21 protein-coding genes and 1 pseudogene are annotated in these 20759 nt (G+C 66.2%); 11 read left to right on the top strand and 11 right to left on the bottom strand.

Annotation, left to right across the window (positions count from 1 at the left end; all coding sequences use genetic code 11):
* Positions 1 to 8: 8 nt before the first annotated feature.
* Entirely contained in the window at positions 9 to 1460 is a 1452-nt protein-coding gene (locus tag AB0E63_RS01495; RefSeq protein WP_360359592.1) for an NAD(P)/FAD-dependent oxidoreductase, read from the bottom strand.
* Position 1461: 1 nt separating this feature from the next.
* Positions 1462 to 2052, bottom strand: a complete 591-nt coding sequence (locus AB0E63_RS01490) for a hypothetical protein (protein WP_360359590.1) — start codon at positions 2050 to 2052, stop codon at positions 1462 to 1464.
* A gap of 169 nt (positions 2053 to 2221) precedes the next feature.
* Between AB0E63_RS01490 and AB0E63_RS01485 the strand changes: the two genes are divergently transcribed.
* Positions 2222 to 2794, top strand: coding sequence for a TetR/AcrR family transcriptional regulator (locus AB0E63_RS01485; protein ID WP_360359587.1), 573 nt, complete (start codon positions 2222 to 2224; stop codon positions 2792 to 2794).
* A 70-nt stretch (positions 2795 to 2864) separates the two neighbouring features.
* Here AB0E63_RS01485 and AB0E63_RS01480 read toward each other — a convergent pair whose 3' ends face one another.
* From AB0E63_RS01480 to AB0E63_RS01470, 3 genes are all read right to left on the bottom strand, one after another.
* The gene (locus AB0E63_RS01480; protein WP_360359584.1) at positions 2865 to 3053 is read right to left on the bottom strand and encodes a hypothetical protein; all 189 of its coding nucleotides are present in this window, start codon (positions 3051 to 3053) and stop codon (positions 2865 to 2867) included.
* Positions 3050 to 3763 carry a ThiF family adenylyltransferase gene (locus tag AB0E63_RS01475; RefSeq protein ID WP_360359581.1) on the bottom strand — a complete coding sequence of 238 codons (714 nt, stop codon included), beginning with the start codon at positions 3761 to 3763 and terminating at the stop codon, positions 3050 to 3052. Before AB0E63_RS01475 ends, AB0E63_RS01480 begins: the two co-directional genes overlap by 4 nt.
* 247 nt (positions 3764 to 4010) lie before the next feature.
* Positions 4011 to 4691, bottom strand: a complete 681-nt coding sequence (locus AB0E63_RS01470; protein ID WP_360359579.1) for a GntR family transcriptional regulator — start codon at positions 4689 to 4691, stop codon at positions 4011 to 4013.
* Between the two features lie 219 nt (positions 4692 to 4910).
* Here AB0E63_RS01470 and AB0E63_RS01465 point away from each other — a divergent pair, with 219 nt between their 5' ends.
* The 6 genes from AB0E63_RS01465 to AB0E63_RS01440 are packed head-to-tail and all read left to right on the top strand — an operon-like array spanning position 4911 to position 11556.
* Positions 4911 to 6629, top strand: coding sequence for a glycoside hydrolase (locus AB0E63_RS01465; RefSeq protein ID WP_360359576.1), 1719 nt, complete (start codon positions 4911 to 4913; stop codon positions 6627 to 6629).
* A 17-nt stretch (positions 6630 to 6646) separates the two neighbouring features.
* Positions 6647 to 7483, top strand: coding sequence for an aldo/keto reductase (locus AB0E63_RS01460; protein ID WP_360359573.1), 837 nt, complete (start codon positions 6647 to 6649; stop codon positions 7481 to 7483).
* A 7-nt stretch (positions 7484 to 7490) separates the two neighbouring features.
* Complete coding sequence (locus tag AB0E63_RS01455; protein ID WP_360359570.1) at positions 7491 to 8474, top strand: sugar ABC transporter permease; 984 nt, start codon at positions 7491 to 7493, stop codon at positions 8472 to 8474.
* Complete coding sequence (locus tag AB0E63_RS01450) at positions 8471 to 9340, top strand: carbohydrate ABC transporter permease (protein WP_360359568.1); 870 nt, start codon at positions 8471 to 8473, stop codon at positions 9338 to 9340. The genes AB0E63_RS01455 and AB0E63_RS01450 overlap by 4 nt, the downstream gene beginning before the upstream one ends.
* Positions 9341 to 9364: 24 nt before the next feature.
* A complete protein-coding gene (locus AB0E63_RS01445) occupies positions 9365 to 10807 on the top strand; it encodes an ABC transporter substrate-binding protein (protein WP_360359565.1) in 1443 nt (480 codons plus the stop codon).
* Positions 10804 to 11556 carry an SDR family NAD(P)-dependent oxidoreductase gene (locus AB0E63_RS01440; protein WP_360359562.1) on the top strand — a complete coding sequence of 251 codons (753 nt, stop codon included), beginning with the start codon at positions 10804 to 10806 and terminating at the stop codon, positions 11554 to 11556. The genes AB0E63_RS01445 and AB0E63_RS01440 overlap by 4 nt, the downstream gene beginning before the upstream one ends.
* A gap of 21 nt (positions 11557 to 11577) precedes the next feature.
* Here the strand turns inward: AB0E63_RS01440 and AB0E63_RS01435 are convergent, their stop codons facing one another.
* Positions 11578 to 12582, bottom strand: a complete 1005-nt coding sequence (locus AB0E63_RS01435) for an RNA polymerase subunit sigma-70 (RefSeq protein ID WP_360359559.1) — start codon at positions 12580 to 12582, stop codon at positions 11578 to 11580.
* 127 nt (positions 12583 to 12709) lie between these two features.
* Between AB0E63_RS01435 and AB0E63_RS01430 the strand changes: the two genes are divergently transcribed.
* Both AB0E63_RS01430 and AB0E63_RS01425 read left to right on the top strand, forming a co-directional pair.
* Positions 12710 to 13282 (top strand): dihydrofolate reductase family protein, encoded by a 573-nt coding sequence (locus tag AB0E63_RS01430; RefSeq protein ID WP_360359556.1) that lies wholly within the window; start codon positions 12710 to 12712, stop codon positions 13280 to 13282.
* Between the two features lie 31 nt (positions 13283 to 13313).
* A pseudogene (locus AB0E63_RS01425) lies at positions 13314 to 14693 on the top strand (MFS transporter); the annotation flags it as partial.
* On the opposite strand, the gene AB0E63_RS01420 reads toward AB0E63_RS01425, so the two are convergent.
* Positions 14643 to 14939 (bottom strand): antibiotic biosynthesis monooxygenase, encoded by a 297-nt coding sequence (locus AB0E63_RS01420; protein WP_360359554.1) that lies wholly within the window; start codon positions 14937 to 14939, stop codon positions 14643 to 14645. The pseudogene AB0E63_RS01425 and the gene AB0E63_RS01420 overlap by 51 nt on opposite strands.
* 69 nt (positions 14940 to 15008) lie before the next feature.
* On the opposite strand from AB0E63_RS01420, the gene AB0E63_RS01415 reads away from it, so the two are divergent.
* Positions 15009 to 15806, top strand: coding sequence for an alpha/beta hydrolase (locus AB0E63_RS01415; protein ID WP_360359551.1), 798 nt, complete (start codon positions 15009 to 15011; stop codon positions 15804 to 15806).
* Positions 15807 to 15925: 119 nt separating this feature from the next.
* Positions 15926 to 16474 (top strand): CHRD domain-containing protein, encoded by a 549-nt coding sequence (locus AB0E63_RS01410; RefSeq protein WP_360359548.1) that lies wholly within the window; start codon positions 15926 to 15928, stop codon positions 16472 to 16474.
* 18 nt (positions 16475 to 16492) lie between these two features.
* Here the strand turns inward: AB0E63_RS01410 and AB0E63_RS01405 are convergent, their stop codons facing one another.
* The 4 genes from AB0E63_RS01405 to AB0E63_RS01390 are packed head-to-tail and all read right to left on the bottom strand — an operon-like array spanning position 16493 to position 20759.
* A complete protein-coding gene (locus AB0E63_RS01405; protein ID WP_360359545.1) occupies positions 16493 to 17581 on the bottom strand; it encodes a mandelate racemase/muconate lactonizing enzyme family protein in 1089 nt (362 codons plus the stop codon).
* Entirely contained in the window at positions 17578 to 18687 is a 1110-nt protein-coding gene (locus AB0E63_RS01400; RefSeq protein WP_360359543.1) for an amidohydrolase family protein, read from the bottom strand. Before AB0E63_RS01400 ends, AB0E63_RS01405 begins: the two co-directional genes overlap by 4 nt.
* Before the next feature lie 8 nt (positions 18688 to 18695).
* Entirely contained in the window at positions 18696 to 19790 is a 1095-nt protein-coding gene (locus tag AB0E63_RS01395; protein ID WP_360359540.1) for an amidohydrolase family protein, read from the bottom strand.
* Between the two features lie 15 nt (positions 19791 to 19805).
* A complete protein-coding gene (locus AB0E63_RS01390) occupies positions 19806 to 20759 on the bottom strand; it encodes a PDR/VanB family oxidoreductase (protein WP_360359537.1) in 954 nt (317 codons plus the stop codon).

Below are 20759 nucleotides of genomic sequence, written 5' to 3'. Positions count from 1 at the left end.
GGCGTGGTCTATCGGTCGCGGCCGTCGGTTTCGAGGAGGCGGAGCCAGAGTTCGCTGATGGTTGGGTAGGCGGGGACGGCGTGCCAGAGGCGATCCAGCGGGACCTCGCCGGTGATGGCGATGGTGGCCGCGTGGAGGAGTTCGGCGACGTCGGGTCCGACGGCGGTGAAGCCGATCAGGGTGTTGCGGTCGTCGTCGATGACCATCCGGGCTTGTCCGCGGTAGTTGTCGGCGTGCAGTGCGGCGCCGGCGACCGCTCCGAGGTCGTGGTCGACGATCCGGATCTTCTTGCCGGCCGCCGATGCGGCTTCGGCGGACAGACCGACAGCCGCTACTTCGGGATCGGTGAAGATCACCTGGGTGATGGCGCGTTCGTCGGCGGTGGCCGCATGACGTCCCCACGGACTCAGGTCGAGCTTCTCGCCGTGCGCTCGTGCGGCGATCGCGTCTCCCAAAGCGCGAGCTTGGTACTTGCCGTGATGGGTGAGTACGGCGCGCTTGTTCACGTCGCCCGCGGCATACAGCCAGCCACCGTCAACAGGCTTGCCCGCGTCGTCGACAACAGCGAGCGTGTCGTCGACGTGCAGCCAGTCTCCGGGCGTGAGATCGAGGTGATCCAGGCCGAGGTTCTTGGTGTTCGGTGTACGTCCGGTAGCGACGAGAACTTCGTCAGCATCGACGGTCGTGCCGTCGGAGAGGGTGAGGTGCACCGTGCCGGAGTCGTCGCGGCGGACCTCGGTGGCGTCGACGTCCAGGTGAATCGAGACTCCGGCCGTTCGGAGAGCAGCGGTCACCTGGTCACCGGCGAACGGCTCCACACCGGGCAGCAGCCGGCTCTGGGAGATGAGGGTCACCTGCGAGCCGAGGGCGCTGAACGCGGTGGCCATCTCGGACCCGACGACCCCGCCACCGATGATGGCCAACCGATTCGGGATGACCTGGACGGCGGCGGCCTCTCTGCTTGTCCACGGCGCCACATCCGCCAGTCCTCGAACGGGTGGCAGGTAGGCGCTGCTGCCGGTGGCGATCACCACCGCATGGCGCGCTTGCACCGCTGTGGTCGTGCCATCGGTATGGGCGATGGTGACGCTACGGGTGCCGGTAATGCGTCCGTGTCCGCGGATCAGGGTGATCCCCGCGTGGTCCAGCCATTCGACCTGGCCGGAATCGTTCCAGCCGGAGGCGAATCGGTCACGCCGGGCCAGAACCAAGGCTTGATCCAGGTCGCTGGTGACAATTTGGCCGGCGGCCGGCAGTGCACGAGCGGCGCGGACCGCGGCGGCGTCGCGGAGCAGGGCTTTGGTCGGCATGCAGGCCCAGTACGAGCACTCCCCGCCGACGAGTTCGCGTTCCACGATCGCTGCGGTCAAGCCACCCTGCACCACCCGGTCGGCAACATTCTCACCGACCGGTCCGGCCCCGATGATCACCACGTCGAAGTACTGGCTTGTGCTCGTCATGTCATTTCGCCTTCGCAGCAAGGCGGTGCAGACGGATCGCGGAGATCAGGAAGAAGACGCCGCCCAGGATCGCGTAGCCGGCGACCGTGGTGAGTGAAGCGTTTGGCCCGCCCGCCATCACGATGAAACTGCTGCCGGCGAGGACCGAGATGCCACCGCTGAGGATCATCGCCCACTGGCCACCGAGCCGGTAGCGCAGGATCGCGACGATCAACTGGACGATGCCTGCGGTGATCGCCCAGACACCCCACACCCGCAGCACACTTGGGATGCCGGAGGTGGCCGCGACGGCCAATCCGATGGCGGCGAGCAGACTCAGGCCCATGTTGAGGTAGAGCGGCGCTTTCGGGCGACTGGCGCCCGAGGAGCGGAAGTCGATCACGGCCGCGGCGAGGTCGAACAGCGGATAGATGACCAGCAGGGCGACTGTTCCCGGGTTGATGGTCTTGGCCATCGCCATCATCAGGATCGCCCAGATGATGGCGAATCCGAAGCGGACGTAGTACAGGGTTCGCAGCGCCTTGGTGCTGCTGGTGGCATCAGCCACGGTGCCGGTGCGGCCGGCGTCGACGGCCTTGAATGCGCTGGACATCGGATCCCTCTCTCGGTGGGTGAAGGTGGTGGATCGTCCCCGCCGTCAGTGGCATAGATAGAACGATCGGTACACAGGAGGAGCTTGCAGCAGTGTGTCTGTCGTTGTCAAGACAGATCGTTCTATCTGCTACGCTCGCTACAGCACCTCAGAGATCGGAAGGGAACGGATGTCGGAAGCACGGGCTCGACTGCTCGACACGGCCACTGGGCTCTTCTACGGCGAGGGCATCCACGCCGTGGGTGTCGACCGCGTCATCGCCAAGGCACAGGTAACGCGCGCCACGCTCTACAGGCATTTTCCGAGCAAGGACGACCTCATCGTCGCCTACCTGACGCAGGCCGACGAGGCACTCCGTGCGCAGGCGAACGCCGCGCGGACTCCAGGCGCCGGCTCCGACGACGTCATTCGAAGCATCGGCCGGTCGATCGCCGACGACATCCAGAGCGCCGGCTTCCGAGGCTGCGCGTTCCTGAACGCCGCCGCCGAGTATCCTGACCCGGACCATCCGGTTCACCAGGCAGTTCTCAAGCACCGGCAGTGGTTTCTGACAACCCTGACCGAGCTCTTCTCGGGCATCGGGAAGATCGATCCAGAACCGGCCGCCCGGCACTTCGTGATGCTGCGAGACGGCGCGATGGCCGCCGGCTGCCTGACCGATCCGAAACCCATCTGCGAGACCTTCCTGCGCGGAATCGAAGGTCTCCTCAAGTACCGCAGTCGTCAGGAACCGGCCTTCTGATCTGAGGTCTGTGCTCCGATGATGGTTGTGCGGAGGACGCGTGCCGCGCTGCGCACGGCGCCGTACATCATCAGAACGCCTCCCCCGCGTGCTCTTCGGCACGCCGGGCGCACTCGTCGAGGTCACAGCCATCCTGCAACCACTGCACGACCAGACCGCCGACACGCGGCACCGCCACGTAGTCGTCCGCGTGCCGATTGCCGAGGATGTATCCGTCGCCGTCGGCAACCAGCGTGAGGTCACGGAATCGCTGGGTCATGGCTTCGGTGGACACAGCTCACACTCGGGGTGGTATTGCCAGGACGCCTGCCGGGTGCTCATGCCGCCGGCCAACTCCAGGACGTGGTACGTCGCGGCAGACACCGGTGGCTCGATACCGATCAGGTAGCGCATGACCTCGAGAGATACGAACCCGGCAGCGAGCTGCACCACTGGACCGGTCGCACGGTTCACAGCCGGCGGCTCGATGATCGGATCGGTGCGCAGTACGTCTGGTAGCGCAGATTCCTGGTCGCGGTGGTGGAGGTCGAGGCAGCGGCGGCACGGGCTGACACCTGGGTGCACCGATCGGTACGACAGTGTCGAGTAGCGGAGTCCGGCCACGACGTACGGCACGCCGAGCTCGAAACAAGCCTCGTTCACGATGAGTTGAACGCCTTCGGGCGAGTCGATGGCCGACACCACCACGTCGGCGTCGCCGGCCAGTGCGACGATCGACGCCGCATCGGTGATCCGCCGGTGCACCGCGACGACCTCGGTGTCGGGTGCGTAGACAGCAACGCAATGAGCGCGCCGCTGTCGTCTTCCAGGTGGAGACGCTCCAATGCGCCGCGCTCGATGACTACCTGCGCACCGGACCGATTGACAGTGACCGACTTGAGGCGCGGTCGCACCGTATCTGCGGTGGCCACGGTTTTCCTTTCTCTGCGGGAAGGCCGGGCGGGCTGATCGCCCGCCCGGCCCGGCCAACCTCGATCACATGTGGCCCTCGATCTCGTTCATGTGGCGGTCCGTCGCCTCGATGCGCTCGACCTTCGTGATGGTGATCTGCATGGCTGTCCTCCCCTCTGCCCGAAATCCATAGCCGCGGACCGGCTACCGATGACTGGCTTTACGGACGCCAGAAGCGGTTCCACACGGAATTCGCCAGGCACTACCGCCCGGTGGACCTGTCTTCAAGGTGCGTTGAACCGGGGCTGAGGGCAGCGGTTGGGGGTCAGCGTTCTGGGAGGTTCAGGCGCTTCAGGCGTTCGTAGGCGCCGAGGATGTGCTTGTCGATTCCGTCCTGGGCTGCCTGCGGATCACCTAGTGCCAAGGCGTCTCGTAGCTCCTTGTGCTCGCTGTAGCCGACGTCGAGGAAGTCGGGGAAGCTCGCGTTGCGGGCCCGCAGGAAGACCGTCACCTGACCACGGATGGACTCCCAGACCCGCTGCACCCGGGCATGATCGCAATAGGTGTAGATGATGTCGTGGAACTGGAGATCCAGCCGTACGGCGTCCTCCGGATCGATCTTGGTGTCGACGCTCTTCATCTGCTCCAGGACCGCATCCATCTCAGCGAATCCCGCACCCTGCATCCGGGTGCACGCCCGGCTGGCGGCCAGTCTCTCGATGGCGCCGCGGAGGGTGTGCACTTCCTCGACATCCGTCTTCGTCAGGGTGCTGACGAACGCCCCGCGGTGCCGCCGGATCTCGACGTGGCCCTCTTCCTCGAGCCGGGTCAGCGCCTCTCGGATCGGCCCACGGCTGACCTTGAGCGTCTTGGCCAACTCGGTCTCCTTGAGATGCTGGCCCGGCTGGAACTTGGCACCAGTGATCATCTCCCGCAGCACGTCAGTGACTAGATCACCAAGACCGCGCTGCGACGGCAGTGGGGACACGACGTCGTCGGGGATCATGCCGACCACCTCCTCAAAGCAGTTACCGCCAGTATCCGAAAGCAGGACGACTCTAACCCCTGTCGGGTCTCTTTGTAGATTGTAAACAGTTAATCATTGACAGTAAACCGATTGCCAGGTCAGACTCGGGACCTCCACTCAGGCAGAGCGGCACAGCGCCGGCGCCACCGTCGGCCGACCGTGAGGCAGCCCGATCCCCAGGGCAGAGAGGTCACGACGATGACCACCGACACAGCGGTTCACACCGGACGCACGGCCCTCGGCCCGTTCCCGCCGGCCGCTCCCCGCAATCCCGACGCGCCGCACGTCACCGCGGCGACGATCGATGTCGACGCTGCGCAGATCCTGGGCCCGCTGACGCGCGTCTGGGAGAGCTTCGGCTACGACGAGTTCAACTGGACGTACACGCCCACCGGCAAGCGGCTCCTGCAGACCTTCGCCGACTTCTCCGGCGGCGGCTACTTCGTCCGGCCGCACTACATGTACTGCTCCGGCAGCGGTTTCGGTATCCCGCACTGGAGCTCCGGCAACGTCTACCACGAAGACGCCGACGGCAATCCCTACTACGACTTCACGCTGCTGGACCAGGCGTACGACGCGATCGTCGGCGCCGGCCATCACCTGCTCGTGGAACTCGGCTTCACCCCGCGGGATCTCCTGCCACCCGAGGCCGACGAGCTGACCGTCGTGCCCAGCCCCACCGCGTACACCAATTACGAGGCAGGTGCCTGGGGATACCCGCCCAAGGACTACGCCAAGTGGGCGGGCCTGATCGGCGCAACGGTCCGGCACTGCCTCGAGCGCTACGGCGAGGCGGAGGTGAAGACCTGGCTCTGGGAGCTGTGGAACGAGCCGGACATCAGCTATTGGCGCGGCACTCTTGATCAATACAACGAGCTCTACACCGCTACGGTCCAAGCGATCCGCGCCGTGCTGCCCGAGGCGAAGGTCGGTGGACCGGCTGTCACCAGCGGCGGACTGAACTTCCTCCGGGGCTTCCTGGACTACACCTCGCGCCGTGACGAGCCGCTGGACTTCATCTCGTACCACACCAAGGGCTGCCACTTCCCGACCCGCGACTACAAGCCGTTCGCCGAGCCGGCGGCCGAGCAGCTCAGCCCGTCGTCGACGAAGATGCTGTACGACCTGCGCGAGTTCAACCGGCTGATCGGTTCGTACCAGGCGTACGCCGACCTGCCGGTGATCGTCGACGAGTGCGACGCCGCCGTACCGGCGCACTTCGGACGCTACGACAACCGCAACTACAGCTTCCAGAACACCGAGTACTACCCGGTCTTCCAGGCGAAGCTGATGAAAAAGATCCTGGACCTCAACGCAACCGAGCCGGCCCAGGTCGCTTACGCCACTTCCTGGAGCTTCTACTTCGAGGCCGAGCGCTACTTCGAAGGCACCCGGTCCTTCCTCACCGCGGGTGGCGTCGAAAAGCCGTTCCTCAACGCCTACCGGATGCTGTCGCTGCTCGGTCAGGACCGGCTTGGCACGACCTCGGACGCGGCCTGGCAGGTCGGCGAACTCGAGCACACCGACGGCAGCAGCATGCCGGAGGAAGTCGACGCCCTCGCCTCGCGTGCAGAAGACGGGACCGTCGCCGTACTGGTCTGGCGGCACATCGATGATCAGTACCAGACCAGCGATGAGCTGACTCCGGTGAGCGTGACCGTACGCAACCTGCCGGCCGGGTCCTACCGGCTGCGGCACTTGCGCATCGACGCCGATCACAGCAATTCCTTCACCGTCTGGGAACAGCTCGGCTCGCCCCAGGATCCGACCGCCGAACAGCTGGCCACGATCCACGCCCGGCAGGGTCTCGAGGATTTCGGGGCCGAACGCAGCCTCGCCGTGGACGGCGACGTGTCCCTGGAGGTCACGCTGCCGTTGCCGTCGGCATCGTTACTGATCCTCGAACCGAGCAGCTGACCCGAGAGGGGCGGACGATGGACCAGAACGTGATCACGCTGAACAACGGCGTACGGATTCCCCAGCGTGGCTTCGGTGTCTTCCAGGTCCCGCCGAGCGACACGCAAGCCGCGGTCGAGCAGGCGATCGAGATCGGCTATCGGCACATCGACACCGCGGCCGCGTACAACAACGAGGCCGGGGTGGGTGCGGCCGTGCGGGCCGGCGGACTCCCCCGGGAGGAGCTGTTCGTCACCACCAAGCTGCGCAACGGGGAGCACGGCTACGAGTCGGCGCTGAAGGCGTACGACGAAACGCTGCAGCGCCTCGGACTGGACTACGCCGACCTGTATCTCCTGCACTGGCCCAATCCGGCTGCCGATCTCTATGTCGACAGCTGGCGGGCACTGCAGCGGATCTCCACCGACGGGCGGGTACGGGCCATTGGTGTGTCCAACTTCCTTCCAGAACACCTGGACCGCTTGGCCAAGGAGAGCGAGCTCGTTCCGGCGATCAACCAGATCGAGCTGCACCCCAGTTATCAACAGCGCGAACTGACCGAGCTGTGCCGCGAGCGGTCGATCGCGGTCGAGGCGTACTCGCCGCTCGGCCAGGGCGGTGACCTCGATCATCCGGTCCTGGCGTCGATCGCGGGTGCGCACCACGTGACGCCGGCGCAGGTCGTACTGCGGTGGCACCTGCACCTCGGGCACATCGTCATCCCCAAGTCGGTCAATCCCGAGCGGATCCGCGCCAACTTCGAGCTCGGCGGCTTCGAGTTGTCCGACGACGAGGTTGCCTCGATCACCGCGCTGGAGAACGGCAACCGGCTCGGCAGCGATCCCCGCACGTTCGCCATCAGCCAGATCAGGTAGCCGGATCATGACGACCAGATCTGCGCAACTCACCCGGCGGCAGACCCGCCGGTCGCGGGCCGGCACCTCAGCCCTCGACCAACCGAAGCGACCAGGTCATGGCTGGAAGAAGACCACCTGGATCTGGATCTTCCTGCTGCCGACCGTGGTGCTCTACGGCGTCTACACCATCTATCCGATCATCGCGAGCTACTGGTACTCCCTGGTCGAGTGGAACGGTTTCGACTCCGGTCAACAGTTCGTCGGAGTGAGCAACTATCGCGAGGTCTTCGCCGATCCGCTGTTCTGGAACTCGTTCAAGGTCACGTTGCTCTTCATGGTGCTGGTGGTGCCGGCCCGGGTGCTGCTCACGCTGCTGGTGGCGATGGTCCTCAACTCCCCGAAGCTGCCGTTGATCGGGGTCCTGCGATCGGCGTTCTTCATCCCGGTGGTGACCACGACGGCGATCATCGGCGTGGTGATGCGCTTCGTGCTGGATCCGGGCACCGGACCGATCAACACCCTGTTGATGAAGCTCGGCTTCAGCGGCGTCGACTTCCTGGGTGATCAGCACCTGGCGCTGCCGACGGCAGCCGTGCTGTACATCTGGAAGTTCTTCGGCGTCACGATGATCTACTGGCTCGCGGCGCTGCAGACCATCCCGTACGAGTTGTACGAGGCGGCTCGGATCGACGGCGCCGGCACCTGGCAGCTCTTCCGGTACATCACGGTGCCGATGCTCAAGCCGTTCCTGATCATCATCACCGTCCTGACGGTCGAGGAGACCTTCCACAACTTCGATCTGATGTACACGCTGACCGCGGGTGGGCCGTACTTCCACACCGAGATCATCGAGATCTACATCTACCGGTGGGCGTTCGCCGCCCCGATCCCCCAACTCGGGCACGCGTCCGCGGCCGCTGTGGTCTTCGGGCTGCTGGTCGCGATCGTCGGCGCCATCCAGTTGTGGGGCGTGTACGCCGGCCGCCGGCTGAGAGGAGAACAGCGATGACCGCGGAACTGACCGTACGCACGGACCGGCAGCGGCGTTTGTTGCGCCGACTGCCCTGGTGGATCGCCGCGCTCTTCCTGGTGGGTATCGCGGTGCTGTGGATCTTTCCGTTCCTGTGGATGCTGTCGGCATCGCTCAAGGACAACATGGAGATGTTCACCGGCGGCCTCAAGCTGTGGCCGGACAAGTTCGTCTGGGACAACTACGCACGGGCGTGGAACGACGCGCACTTCGGCCGGTACCTGATCAACACCGTATTGGTCACCGTGTTCACCGTCGTGATCGTCACCATCCGCTGCGCGACCGCCGGCTATGTCCTTGCCCGCTACCGGTTCCGCGGATCCAAGCTCTTCCTCGGGGTACTGGTCGCGACGCTCTTCGTACCCACCGGCTACACGATCATCCCGGTCGTCAAGATCTCGATGCAGCTGCACCTGAGCGACTCCCTGAGCGGAATGATCCTGGCACTCAGCGGTGGGGCGTACGTGTCGGCGATCCTCATCTACTACGGCTACTTCCGGCAGATCCCGCGGGAGTTGGAGGAAGCGGCGATGGTCGACGGCGCCGGCTTCGTTCGTACCTTCTTCTCGGTGATGCTGCCGCTGGCGATGCCGGTCACGGCGACCGTCGCGGTCCTCACCTTCATCACCACGTGGAACGCCTTCTTCCTGCCACTGGTGTTCACCTTCAGCCGGCCCGATCTGCGGACGGTGAGCGTCGGCATGCAGGCGTTCGTCGGAGAGACCGCTACCGACTGGTCCGGAATGGCCGCGGCCGGCGTGATCTCGATCCTCCCGGTGGTCGTGCTCTTCGTCTTCATGCAGCGCTACTTCGTCGAGGGAATCTCCGGAGCAGTCAAGTCTTAGTAACACCCGAAGGAGTGGAAAATCATGACCGGATTGACACGTCGCAGTCTGCTCGGCGCATCGGTACTTGCTGTCGCCGGCGCGGCGGTGGGATGCAGCAGCTCGACCGACAAGGCCACCAGCGCGAGTGGTGGCACCACTGGATCGCTGGACTGGTGGGACCACTTCAGTTCGTTCAAGCGTCTCAACGACGACTGGGCGAAGACGCAGTCGCCGTCGCTGAAGACCAACGTCGCCCACACCTACTACGACGCATCCAAAGCACCCCAGGCCTTCCAGTTGGCGCATCAGGCCAACAAGATGCCTGACGTCTACTCCAACGTGGTCGGGTTGCCGTTGCCGGCCCTGGTCAGTGGCAACTGGGTGCACGAGATCACGCTGCCCGAGGACGTCAAGTCCAAGCTTCCCAAGGACGCGTTCACCGAGGGCATCACCCAGCTGGACGGCAAGCTGTACGGGTTCCCGATGTTCAGCTTCCGGCAGAGCTCGACGCTGGTGTGGGTGAACAAAGATCATTGGAGCAAGGCCGGACTCGATCCGAACAACGTGCCCGCGGACTACGCGGGCTTCAAGGACGCCCTCGACAAGCTGAAGTCGGCGGGGATCCAGCCGCTGACCCTGGCGATCGGTGCCGACGGCGGGCGAATCCGTGACCAGGTCGACGACATGGCGCAGACGGCCGGCTTCCCTGGCTATCAGGGCCTGCAGTTCGCCACCGGTGAGTATTCGTACGACCACGACGCCTACGTCACCGTGATCGAGTTCCTCAAGGAGCTGAACGACGCCAAGCTGATCATGCCCGGCTCGAACAACTTCGGTGTGGTCGACGCCCGGACCCGCTTCGCGTCCGGCGCGGTCGCGACCTTCATCGACGGCATCTGGTGCGCCGGTGGATCGAAGGCGCTGGCGCCCCCGATCGTCGACAAGCTCGCGTCCGGACAGGTGCTGGTGCCGACCGCAGGTACGAATCCCTGGTGTTACCGCGGCCGGCCGAGTTCGGGGTACTTCGTGTCCGCGGACAGCAAGAACCCCGATGCGGCCGGGAAACTGCTCGCGTCCTTCATGTCCGAGGACTACCAGAGCGGGATGATCGAGGCGATGGATCAGCCGCCGCTGAATCTTGATCTTGTCGCGTCGTCGAAGGCGATCGACGCGTACAAGAAGGGGGTCGACTTCTGCAAGACGAACGTGTTCCAGATGCCGCAGGCGATCGTGAAGAACCCCCAGCAGGCCAAGGTGGACGCACTCCGCAAGCCGGTCACCCCGCACGTCGGCAACATCGTCCAGGGCTACCTCGGCGGATCGATCAAGGACCTCAAGGCCGAGCTGAAGAAGTTGAGCGACGCCACGGCTGCTGATCGGGCCCGGGCGATCCAGAAGGCGAAGGCGGCCGGGGCCAAGGTCTCGGAGGACGACTACGCCTTCAGCGACTGGAAGCCCGGACAGGACTACGGGGCCGCGAAGTGAATCGCAGCGCGGTTGTGACCGGGGCGGCGTCACCCCGCGGCATCGGACGCGCGACAGCACTGCTGCTCGCCGAACGAGGGTGGAGCATCGGCATCATCGACATCGACGCCGACGGCGGCCGGGCGCTCGCGGCGGAGATCGCCGAGAAACACAACGTCAGGACCTACGCCGTCGCGGCCGATGTGTCGAACGAAGAGGACGTACGGACGGCGATCGACGAGCTCGAGGCCGCGCTGCCACCGTTGGCAGCGCTGGCCAACATCGCCGGCGTCAGCTCACCGGTCCCCTACCTCGAACTGACTCCTGACGAGTGGCACCGGGTGATCGACATCAACCTGAACGGCGTGCACTACGTCACCCGGCGGGTCGCCGAAAGCATGGTGCGGCACGGCTACGGCCGGATCGTCAGTGTCTCCTCGACGTCGGCTCAGCGAGGCGGCGGCACCTACAGCAAAACCCCTTATTCCGTTGCGAAAGCTGGCGTGATCGGACTGACCCGGGCTCTCGCGCGAGAGCTCGGTCCATACGGGATCACGGTCAACGCTGTGGCTCCCGGTCCGATCGACACCGACATCATGGGCGGCCCGCTGACTCCCGAGCGGCGGGCGGCCCTCGTCGATGATCTTCTGGTCAATCGCGTCGGGGAACCGTACGACGTTGCGTCCGCGATCGCGTTCCTGATGTCCGAGGAGTCCGGCTATATCTCCGGGCACACGCTCAACGTCGACGGAGGGCTGTACATGCATTGAGTCCGGCGACACCGCTGCCCCTCACTCACGGACGGCGGACAGTGTCCGGGGCAGCCCGCATCTGGCCAGGAACATCTTCTCGAACCGGGTCAGCGCGCTGATCTGCTCACCCTCGACCGTGATCACGAACAGGCCGGTGCCGCGGAAGATGCCGTCGGCACCGCGGACGTAGGTGCCGAATGCCGGCTGGCCGTTGGCGCGGGTCGGCACCAGGCGGTATTCGCGCGCGGTGAACAGCGTCCGCCAGAATTCGGCGACGATCGGCTTTCCCTCGTACTCGAACGGCATCGGCGGCATCGAGAGGAACACGTCGTCGGTGAGGAGCGCGATGACCCCGTCGACGTCGCTCGCCTCGTACGCCCGGACGAACTGGGCGACGAGCCTCGCTTCGGCAGGCGAGCCAGGCTGTGGTGCCGCCTGCCGCGCGGGGTCCTTGGGCAGCGCCGCCCGCGCTCGTTTGAGGGCGCTCGTCACCGAGTCTGTCGTGGTCTGCAGCATGTCGGCCACGTCATGAGCCCGATAGCCGAGGACGTCACGCAGGACGAGCACGGCGAGCTGGCGTGGTGGCAGCAACTGCAGGGCGGTCACGAACGCGAGTGATATCGACTCGCTCTGTTCGTACTGCGCCTCCGGTCCGGGCGCCGTGCCGACATCGGCTGACAGGTGTTCGGGTAGTGGCTCGAGCCAAACGACCTCGCCGATGCGCGTCGCGGCCGGTGGTTGCACTCCGGGCACATCCCACTCCTTCGCCGGCCGGCGCCGGATCGCGCGCCGTGCGTTGAGGCACCGATTGGTCGCGATCGTGTAGAGCCACGTGCGGACCGACGACCGGGCCTCGAAGCCGGGGATGGCCCGCCAGGCGGCCAGCAGGGTCTCCTGCAGCGTGTCCTCGGCGTCCTGCAGCGAGCCGAGCATCCGGTAGCAGTGCACCAGCAGCTCACGCTGATACGGCTCGCTGAGCTCCCGGAACGCGTCACCGTCCCCGGCCTGCGCCCGTACCAACAAGTCGTCCTCGATCGGTCGCACGCGCACCACCTCCTTTGCCGGTACAGACACCCCCGGAGTCGAGAACTGGGCGGTGCTCCGCCGCCCAATTTCGGAGCCGCCCGGTGCCTACCTCAACCGAACGTACCGAAGACGACAGGAGAGTTCGATGGGACGCATCGTGATCAGCACCAACGCCACGCTGGACGGGATCAGCCAGGACCCGACCGGCGAAGAGGGTTTCGAGTTCGGGGGCTGGTTCACCCGGATCTCCGACGCGGACCGCGAGGCCTGGGCCAAGGTGGAGTTCGAGGAGACACTGGACACGGCAGCGCTGCTGATCGGTGGCGGCAGCTACGAATGGTTCGCGCAGCGGTGGGTGGGACGTCCCGGCGAGTGGGCAGCCGCCTTGACCCGGCTGCCCAAGTACGTCGTCCGTTCCACCGCGGGACGGACGGACTGGGGCCCGACCACCGTCCTCACCGGTGATATCGCCGCCGAGATCGCGAACCTGCGGCAACGGATCGACGGCGACATCGTCGTGTATGCCAGCTACCAGCTCGTACGCACGCTCGCCGAGCACGACCTGATCGACGAGGTGCGGCTGATCGTCTTCCCGCACATCGTGGGCTCGGGCGGACGGGTGTTCAGCGACCTCACGACTCCCCGCGCGCTCCGGCTGTCCGGTGTCGCGACCGTGGGTGCGGGACTCGTCCAGCTGACGTACGAGCGGAGCGCCTGATGCGGAGCAGATCCGGACTTGTCCTGCTGCTGTGCTGCCTTGCGCAATTCATGGTCGTGCTCGACGTCGCGATCGTGAACGTCGCGCTGCCGACGATCCAGCGCGACCTGCACATCACGCAGGACTCGGTGCAGTGGATCGTCACGGCGTACGGGCTGATGCTCGGCGGTTTCCTGTTGCTCGGCGGCAGAATCGCCGACTTGTGGGGACGGCGCCGTACCCTGCTCGCCGGGCTGGCGGTCTTCACCACGGCCTCGGTCCTCGCCGGGTTCGCCGGCTCGTCCGGGGTACTCGTTACCGCGCGTGCCCTGGAGGGCTTGGGGCTGCCATGATCCCGCCGGCCGCGCTGGCGACCCTCGCCGTGACCTTCGCCGAAGGCGCCCATCGCAACCGGGCGCTCGGCGTTTTCGGCGCCACCACAGGTATCTCGGCCTCGATCGGCGTACTCGCGAGCGGTCTGCTCACCGCCGGTCCGGGCTGGCGCTGGATCTTCTTCATCAACGCGCCGGTGGGGGTGGGGCTGATCGCTCTTGCTTTGCTGATGCTTCCTGGCCGAGCTCCTGGGCGCGTGGTGCGGCAGCGCTTCGACCTCGGCGGCGCGGTCACGGCGACCGGTGGCCTGCTGTTGCTGGTGTACGCCGTGAGCCGGTCGAGCGCCCACGGGTGGGGATCGGCCGGCGCCCTGGGACTGCTCGCCGCGTCGGCCGTGGCGTTCGTGGCGTTCCTGGTCATCGAGACCCGATCGTCCGCCCCGCTGGTACCGGCGGCAGCGATACGGAACCGGTCGCTGGTTGCTGCCAACCTGGCCGCGTTCCTGCTCTTCGGCGCGATCTTCGCGTCCATCTTCCTGGGGTCGCTGTTCATGCAGCAGGCGCTCGGCTACTCGCCCACCCGCACGGGTCTGGCCTGGTTGGCGACCACCGTCACGTCCTTCGTTACCGCGGCGACGAGCGGCGCGAAACTCGTGGGAATCGTCGGGCCGCGGCGCCTGATCGCAGCGGGCTTCGGGGTGCTCGCCGTCGCCGCGTACCTGCTGACACACGTCTCGGCGCATCCGCACTATGCGAGCGGCCTGATGCCGATGCTGATACTGACCGGGTTCGCCGGAGGGCTTGCCGCCCCGGCCGTCCAGATCAGCGCTCTCACCGGGGTGCACCACGACATGGCCGGGCTGGCCGGCGGCCTGGTCGAGACAATGCGAGAGGTCGGCGGAGGCATCAGTGTCGCTGTCGTGGCCACGGTCCTCGCGTCCCGCGGTCTGGACGTGGACGCGTTCCACCGCGCGTACTGGGCCGTACTCGCGGCGGCGGGCCTGGGATTGCTCGTGACCCTCGTGGCGTTTCCTCGCCGCAGTCGTCCGCTACTTGACCGCGATGACGTCGATCGTGCGGATGTCCGGGTCGGCGGCTAGCAGATCGGGACCGAACTGTCCGAGGGCGGCCGGGATCTCGCCGTTGAGGTGAGCCTGCCGGCCGTCCTCGTCGGCGAACGTGTCGAAGATCCCGAACGTCGTCGGCCCGAGCCGGAACGCGTACCAAGTGACGGTCCCCGCTTCGGCGGCCGCCAGCTCCCGCCCCTTCTCGAGGAACGCGCGTACTTCCTCTTCCTTGCCCGGCTTGGCCTCCAGCGTCGCCAGCAGTCCCCGGTCGATACTCATCTCGGTGGTCCCCTCTCCTGAGTTCCCACCTTCGACCGTACTGCGATTTCCCGGCGTAGTGTGGATGCCATGGAGGCCGTCGCCGAAGGCACATTTTCGTCCGGCCTGCCCTACTTGCGGCTGGGACAAGGACCTCCGCTGGTCATGATGCCTGGTCTCAGTCCTGAGCACGCGAACCCGACCGGTCTGTGGCGCCGCATGTATCTGGCCGGAGCAGCGCCGTACGCCGAGCATTTCACGGTGTTCCTGGCCAATCGGCGAGCCGGTCTGGCGCCCGGATCAACCATGACCGACATCGCCGCGGACTACGCCGAAGCGATCGAGAACGACATCGGCGAGCCTGTCATGGTGCATGGAACGTCGACCGGCGGATCTGTGGCGCTACAGCTGGCGATCGACCGGCCCGAACTGGTGAAGCGGCTGGTGGTTGCTTCAGCCGCCTGCCGGCTGTCACCCGAAGGACGGCGTATGCAGGCGGAGCTTGCGCGTCTCACGACCGAAGGCGAGGTACGTCGGGCCTGGGGCAACGTGACAGGCATGCTGGCGCCAGGATTACTCAGGTATCCCGCACACGGGTTGGGCTGGCTCGCGGGCCGAAGGTTGGCCGTTGACGATCCGTCCGACATGTTGACCACGATTGCGGCCGAGGATTCCTTTGACGCGGAGCCAGGCCTCCAACGCGTCCAGGCCGCCACGCTCGTACTGGGTGGGACGGCAGATCCCTTCTATTCCGAGGACCTCTTCAGGAGGACCGCCGCCGGGGTGCCTGACGGGCGGGCGGTGCTCTTCCCCGGCAAGGGCCACCTCTACCCGGCGACCTCCCAGCACGCCGTCGGCCTGGGTTTGGGCTTCTTCATCGCCGGCTGAGAAAGGCACGAGCGGTCACCGTTCGTACGAGGTGTTGAGCACCGAGGCCTTGCCAATCGACTTTTGTGTGACGACGATCACACCAACGGTACTCATGTCCGGACGAGGGAGGGGCAGAGATGGTGTCGAGAGGACGTTTGCTGGCAGTGGCCATCGGGATCGGAATCGCGGTGACCGCCTCCGGCAGTGTCGCGACCGCGGGCCGGGACGACACGGGCAGCGTGCCGACCACCGTCCGCGAGCGGCTGACCGGTTTCGAGGAGGACCCGGCGCCGATCTCGACGAACGGCTCAGGTCAGTTCCAGGCCCGGATCGATGACCGGCGGCAAGAGATCACCTACCAGCTCAGCTACACCCCGCTGGAAGGCCCGGTCCTGCAGGCCCACATTCATTTCGGTGGGAAGGCCCAGAGTGGTGGGATCAGTGTGTTCCTGTGCACCAACCTGGGCAACGGCCCCGCCGGCACCCAGCTGTGCCCGGCGGCACCGGCGACCGTGACGGGCACGATCAGGCCGGCCGACGTGATCGGCCCGGCCGCCCAGAGCCTGACCGCCGGCCAGTTCGCCGACTTCGTCACGGCACTCCGGAACGGAACCACCTACGTCAACGTCCACAGCGGAGCCTTCCCCGGCGGTGAGATCAGAGCCCAACTCGGCCACCAGCACTGACCGTGAGAGCCCGGCGGGTTAGAGAGACGACATCCTTCGGTCCATGCGCTGCAGTGTGGAGTCGGAGATCTCAACCCCCCAACCGGGCGCATCGGACAGGACTACCTCGCCGTTGTGCGCGACCGGGAACGGCTCGTAGACGCGCATGGCCGAGGAGTCTTCGATAGTCCACTCGTGGAAGAGGTTGCACGCCGGCATCGCCGTCACCAGATGCGCGGTGAAGATCGCCGTCAGCGATCTCCCCGACGAGTGCGGTACGCACGGGAGCCCGGCAAGGTTGGCCAGATCCGCAACCTGCCGGGCCCGCGTGATACCGCCGATGTAACAGACGTCGGGCTGGATGACATCGGCGATACCGTCCTGCATGATCCGCCGCACAGTGTCGACCGAGAACTCCTGCTCCCCCAGCCCGACGGGGATGTCGAGGGTTGCCGCGACACTCCTGGTGTTCTCGTACTCCCAGAACGGCACCGGCTCCTCGAAGTGCAGGTAGTCGTGCTCCTCGAGCAGTCGCCCGATCCGGACCGCCTGCCCCGGGGAGTAGGCGCCGTTGGCATCCGCGCTGATCTCGATGTCGTCGCCGAGTTCCTTGCGCAGCAAGGGAACCAGCCGCCAGGTCCGGCCGGACCGCGACTCCGCGTCGCGACCGTTGCGCTCCCCGATCTTGACCTTCACCGCACGGAAGCCGTGTGCGGCGACGGCTGCGACGATCCGATCGACCTCCTCCTCGGGCGTCGTGTCGCGACGCATGGCCGAACCGTAGACGGGCACCGACGGCCGGAACTTTCCACCGAGCAGCTGGTACACCGGCTGCGACTTCGCCTTGCCCACCAGGTCCCACAGTGCGGTGTCCACGCCGGCCAAGGCCCGGAAGAGGAAGCTGCCGAAGTACTTGTACTCCGCCCGTGCGCACTCCTCGGCCAGGGTCATGACATCGAACGGGTCCCGGCCCAGATAGTTCGGTGCAATCAGAGTGTGCAGCACCTCCCCCGTGATCCGGGCCTCGGAATGCGCCGTCTGCCCGTACCCGACCAGGCCGTCGTCAGTACGAACGCGGACGATGCAGCCGTGGCCGTCGAACGTCTCGATCGAGCTGATCTTGGTCAAAGCGACTCCACCCGCGCCGGCAGCTTGTAGAAGGCCCGGGCGTTCTCCGTGTAGATGCTGTCCCGCTGCGCCGCGGGCAACCGGACCCGGAAGGCGTGCGCGGGATGGTCGAAGTCCCAGTGCGGATAGTCCGTGGAGAACATCACCTTGCCGGTTCCGCCGAGGTGCTCGAACACCTTGTGCAGATCGGCCGGCCGGTGCGGTTCCTCGATCGGCTGAGTCGTCATCCAGAAGTGCTCACGCACGTACTCCGACGGCCTACGACGTACCTCCGGAATCTCCGCGCGGAAGCGCTCCCAGTGCGTATCCATCCGCCAGGCCAGGGACGGCAGCCAGGCGAACCCGCCCTCGATCAGCGCGATGCGCAGGTTCGGAAGCCGCTCGAAGATTCCGCCGAAGATCAGGCTCGCCACATGCGCCTGGAACGCGGCGGACATCCCCGCGTGATCCTCCAGGTAGTACGACGGCCATCCCGCACTGCTGATCGGTACGCCGCGAACGCCACCACCGTAGTGAATGCCGACGGGCAGGTCGTGCCGGGCGGCAGCCTCGTACATCTTCCAGTACCGGCGGTCGCCGAGCGGTGCGGCACTGCGGGCCACCAGGAGCACCTGCACGAAACCCGGATGGCCCGCGAGCCGCTCGATCTCGGCGACCGCCTGCTCGCTGTGTTCCGCCGGCACGATCATGCCCGCGCGCAGCCGCGGTTCCGGCTCCAGCCACTCTTTGATCTGCCAGTCGTTGGTTGCCGCCGACAACGCCGCGGAGAACTCCGGATCGAGCTGGCTGCCGGAGCCACTGAGCGGACCGAGGATCCCGAACTCGACGTTCAGTCCGTCGAGATGTTGTTTCTGCATGAACCCCAGATCGGCACCCGCGGGCAGTCCGGACGGCGGAAAGGCGTCGTAGCGGGCCGGCGATCCCTTGGGATACACGTTCCCCGAGTGCTGGCGCGAGCCGAAGGTCTTCAGATGGCTGAGCCAGCGGTTCGAGAGGTAGGGCTCCAGGGCTCCGGGTGCCATCACGTTGTGGATGTCGCAGTCGATGATCATCTGCTTCGCAGCGGTACGGCGTGCGGTCCGCGGCTGCGTCTGTGTTTCGGTCATGTCTCTCCTCATCCCAGCCGGTACGTCGCCTGCGCGTTGCCGGACATGATCTTCGTCCGTAGATCGCCGGAGATCCCCTCGGGCAGCGCGTCGGCGGAGTTCGCGAAATGCGCATGCGGGTAGTCGGTGGAGAACATCAGCATGTCGTCACAGAGAAGCTGATCGATGACCTCGACCAGGAACTCCGGGGTGTCGGGCCGGTCGAGCGGCGCGATCGTCATCCGGACGTGATCGCGGATCACCTCCGACGGAGGACGTTCCACCCACGGAACCTCGCGTCGCAAGCCTTTCCAGTCCTTGTCGAACCGCCACATCAGCGGCGGTAGCCAGGCGAAGCCGCCCTCGATGGTCGCGACAGTCAACTCGGGGAACTCGACGAAGACACCTTCGGTGACGAAGCTCATCAGCTGTGTCTGGAACGCCAGCGGAACATTCACGTAGTCCTCGACGAAGTACGTCGGCCAGCCGACAGGCGTCACCGGATTGCCGCTCAGACCGCCGGCCTGGAGGCCGACGACCAGGCCGGCGCTTTGCGCGGCCTCGTAGATCGGCCAGAACCCGCGCCGGCCGAGCGGCTCACGGCTGCGCGACGGGACGGTCACCTGGACGAATTGACTGTGCTGCGCGGCCCATTCGACCTCTTTGGCCGCGAACGCCGGATTCTGCAGCGGCAGTACGGCCGATCCGCGCAGCCGAGGATCCTGCTCCAGCCACTCGCGCAACTGCCAGCGATTCAGCGCCCGGGCGAGCGTAGCCGCCAGGTCGTCGTTGTGGATGGAGTCGATGGCGTAGGTGCAGTTGAGGATCGCGTACTGCAGCTGCCACGGATCGAGTAACTGACTCCGGAGCAGCTCGAGCTTGGATCCGGGCGGTCCCTGCTCCGGACGCGAGCCCTCGAGGAAGAGGTTCGGCGCGTTGGACGGATAGAGGTTCGATGCCAGCCCGCCCATACCGGACTCGGTGATGTAGTCGCGCCACCGCGCCTCGAGATAAGGGAAGAGGCTCTTCAGGCCGTCCAGATTGATATGCACGTCGGTGTCGACCAGCTCGAGTCCGGCCCAGTGCCGGGGACGTGCGTAATTCTCAAGTTGTTGTACAGCCACTTGTGATCTCACCTTTCACAGGTCGAGGACCAATCGGGACGACAGCGCGCGCGAAACGCAGATCATCATCGTGTCGTTGGCAGCGCGCTCGTCCTCGTCGAGGACGGAGTCCCGGTGGTCCGGAACGCCTTCCAGTACGGTCGTCTGGCAGGTCCCACAGGTGCCTTCTTCGCAGTTGGACAAGACATAGATGCCCGCCTCGTCCACGACTTCGAGGATGGACTTGCCGGGCGGCACGACGAGTACTTCGTCACTGTCGACCAGTTCGATCTCGAAGGAGGTGTTGGGGGCGACCTCGGTGAGAGATCTCGGCGCGAACCGCTCGACCTGGAGTGTCCGGTGCGGCCAGTGCGCGCTCCTCGCCTCGACGGCCGCGATCAGAGGTTCCGGACCGCAGCAGTAGATCAACGTCCCCGGCTGTGGTTCGTCCAGGAGTTGATCGAGTTCGATCAGGCCGCGACGGTCCTGCGGCCACTCGAGAACGCGCCCTGGATCGAAGCTCCCGACCTCGTCCCGGTAGGCCATCGACGCCTCGCTGCGACCGCCGTACACCAGGCGCCAGTCGGCACCCGCCGCGTGCGCGGCGGCGATCATCGGGATGATCGGGGTGATTCCGATCCCACCGGCGATGAAGAGGTACCGCGGGGACTCGTGGAGCGGGAAGTGGTTGCGCGGCGCGGTGGCCGTGAGTACGTCGCCGGACTGGATGCGCTCGCACAACGCGATGGAGCCACCTCGGCTCTCGGGCTCACGCAGTACGGCGATGCGCCACTGGCTGCGATCCTCGGGATCGCCACACAGCGAGTACTGCCGAACGAGCCCGGGGCGAACCTGCACGTCGATGTGACTCCCCGGGGCCCACGACGGCAGCTCCGAGGCGTCGTCAGCGACGAGCAGGAGTTCCGTCACGCCGACCGAGACCTGCCTGGTCGACTTCACCCGCAACGGAATGGTCGTCTCGGCCACCAT

Origin of the sequence: Kribbella sp. NPDC026596, assembly GCF_040638415.1 — a bacterium.
Classification (GTDB): Bacteria; Actinomycetota; Actinomycetes; order Propionibacteriales; family Kribbellaceae; genus Kribbella.
Note: the sequence above shows the minus strand (reverse complement) of the source record. Positions and strands in the feature narration are given on the sequence as shown.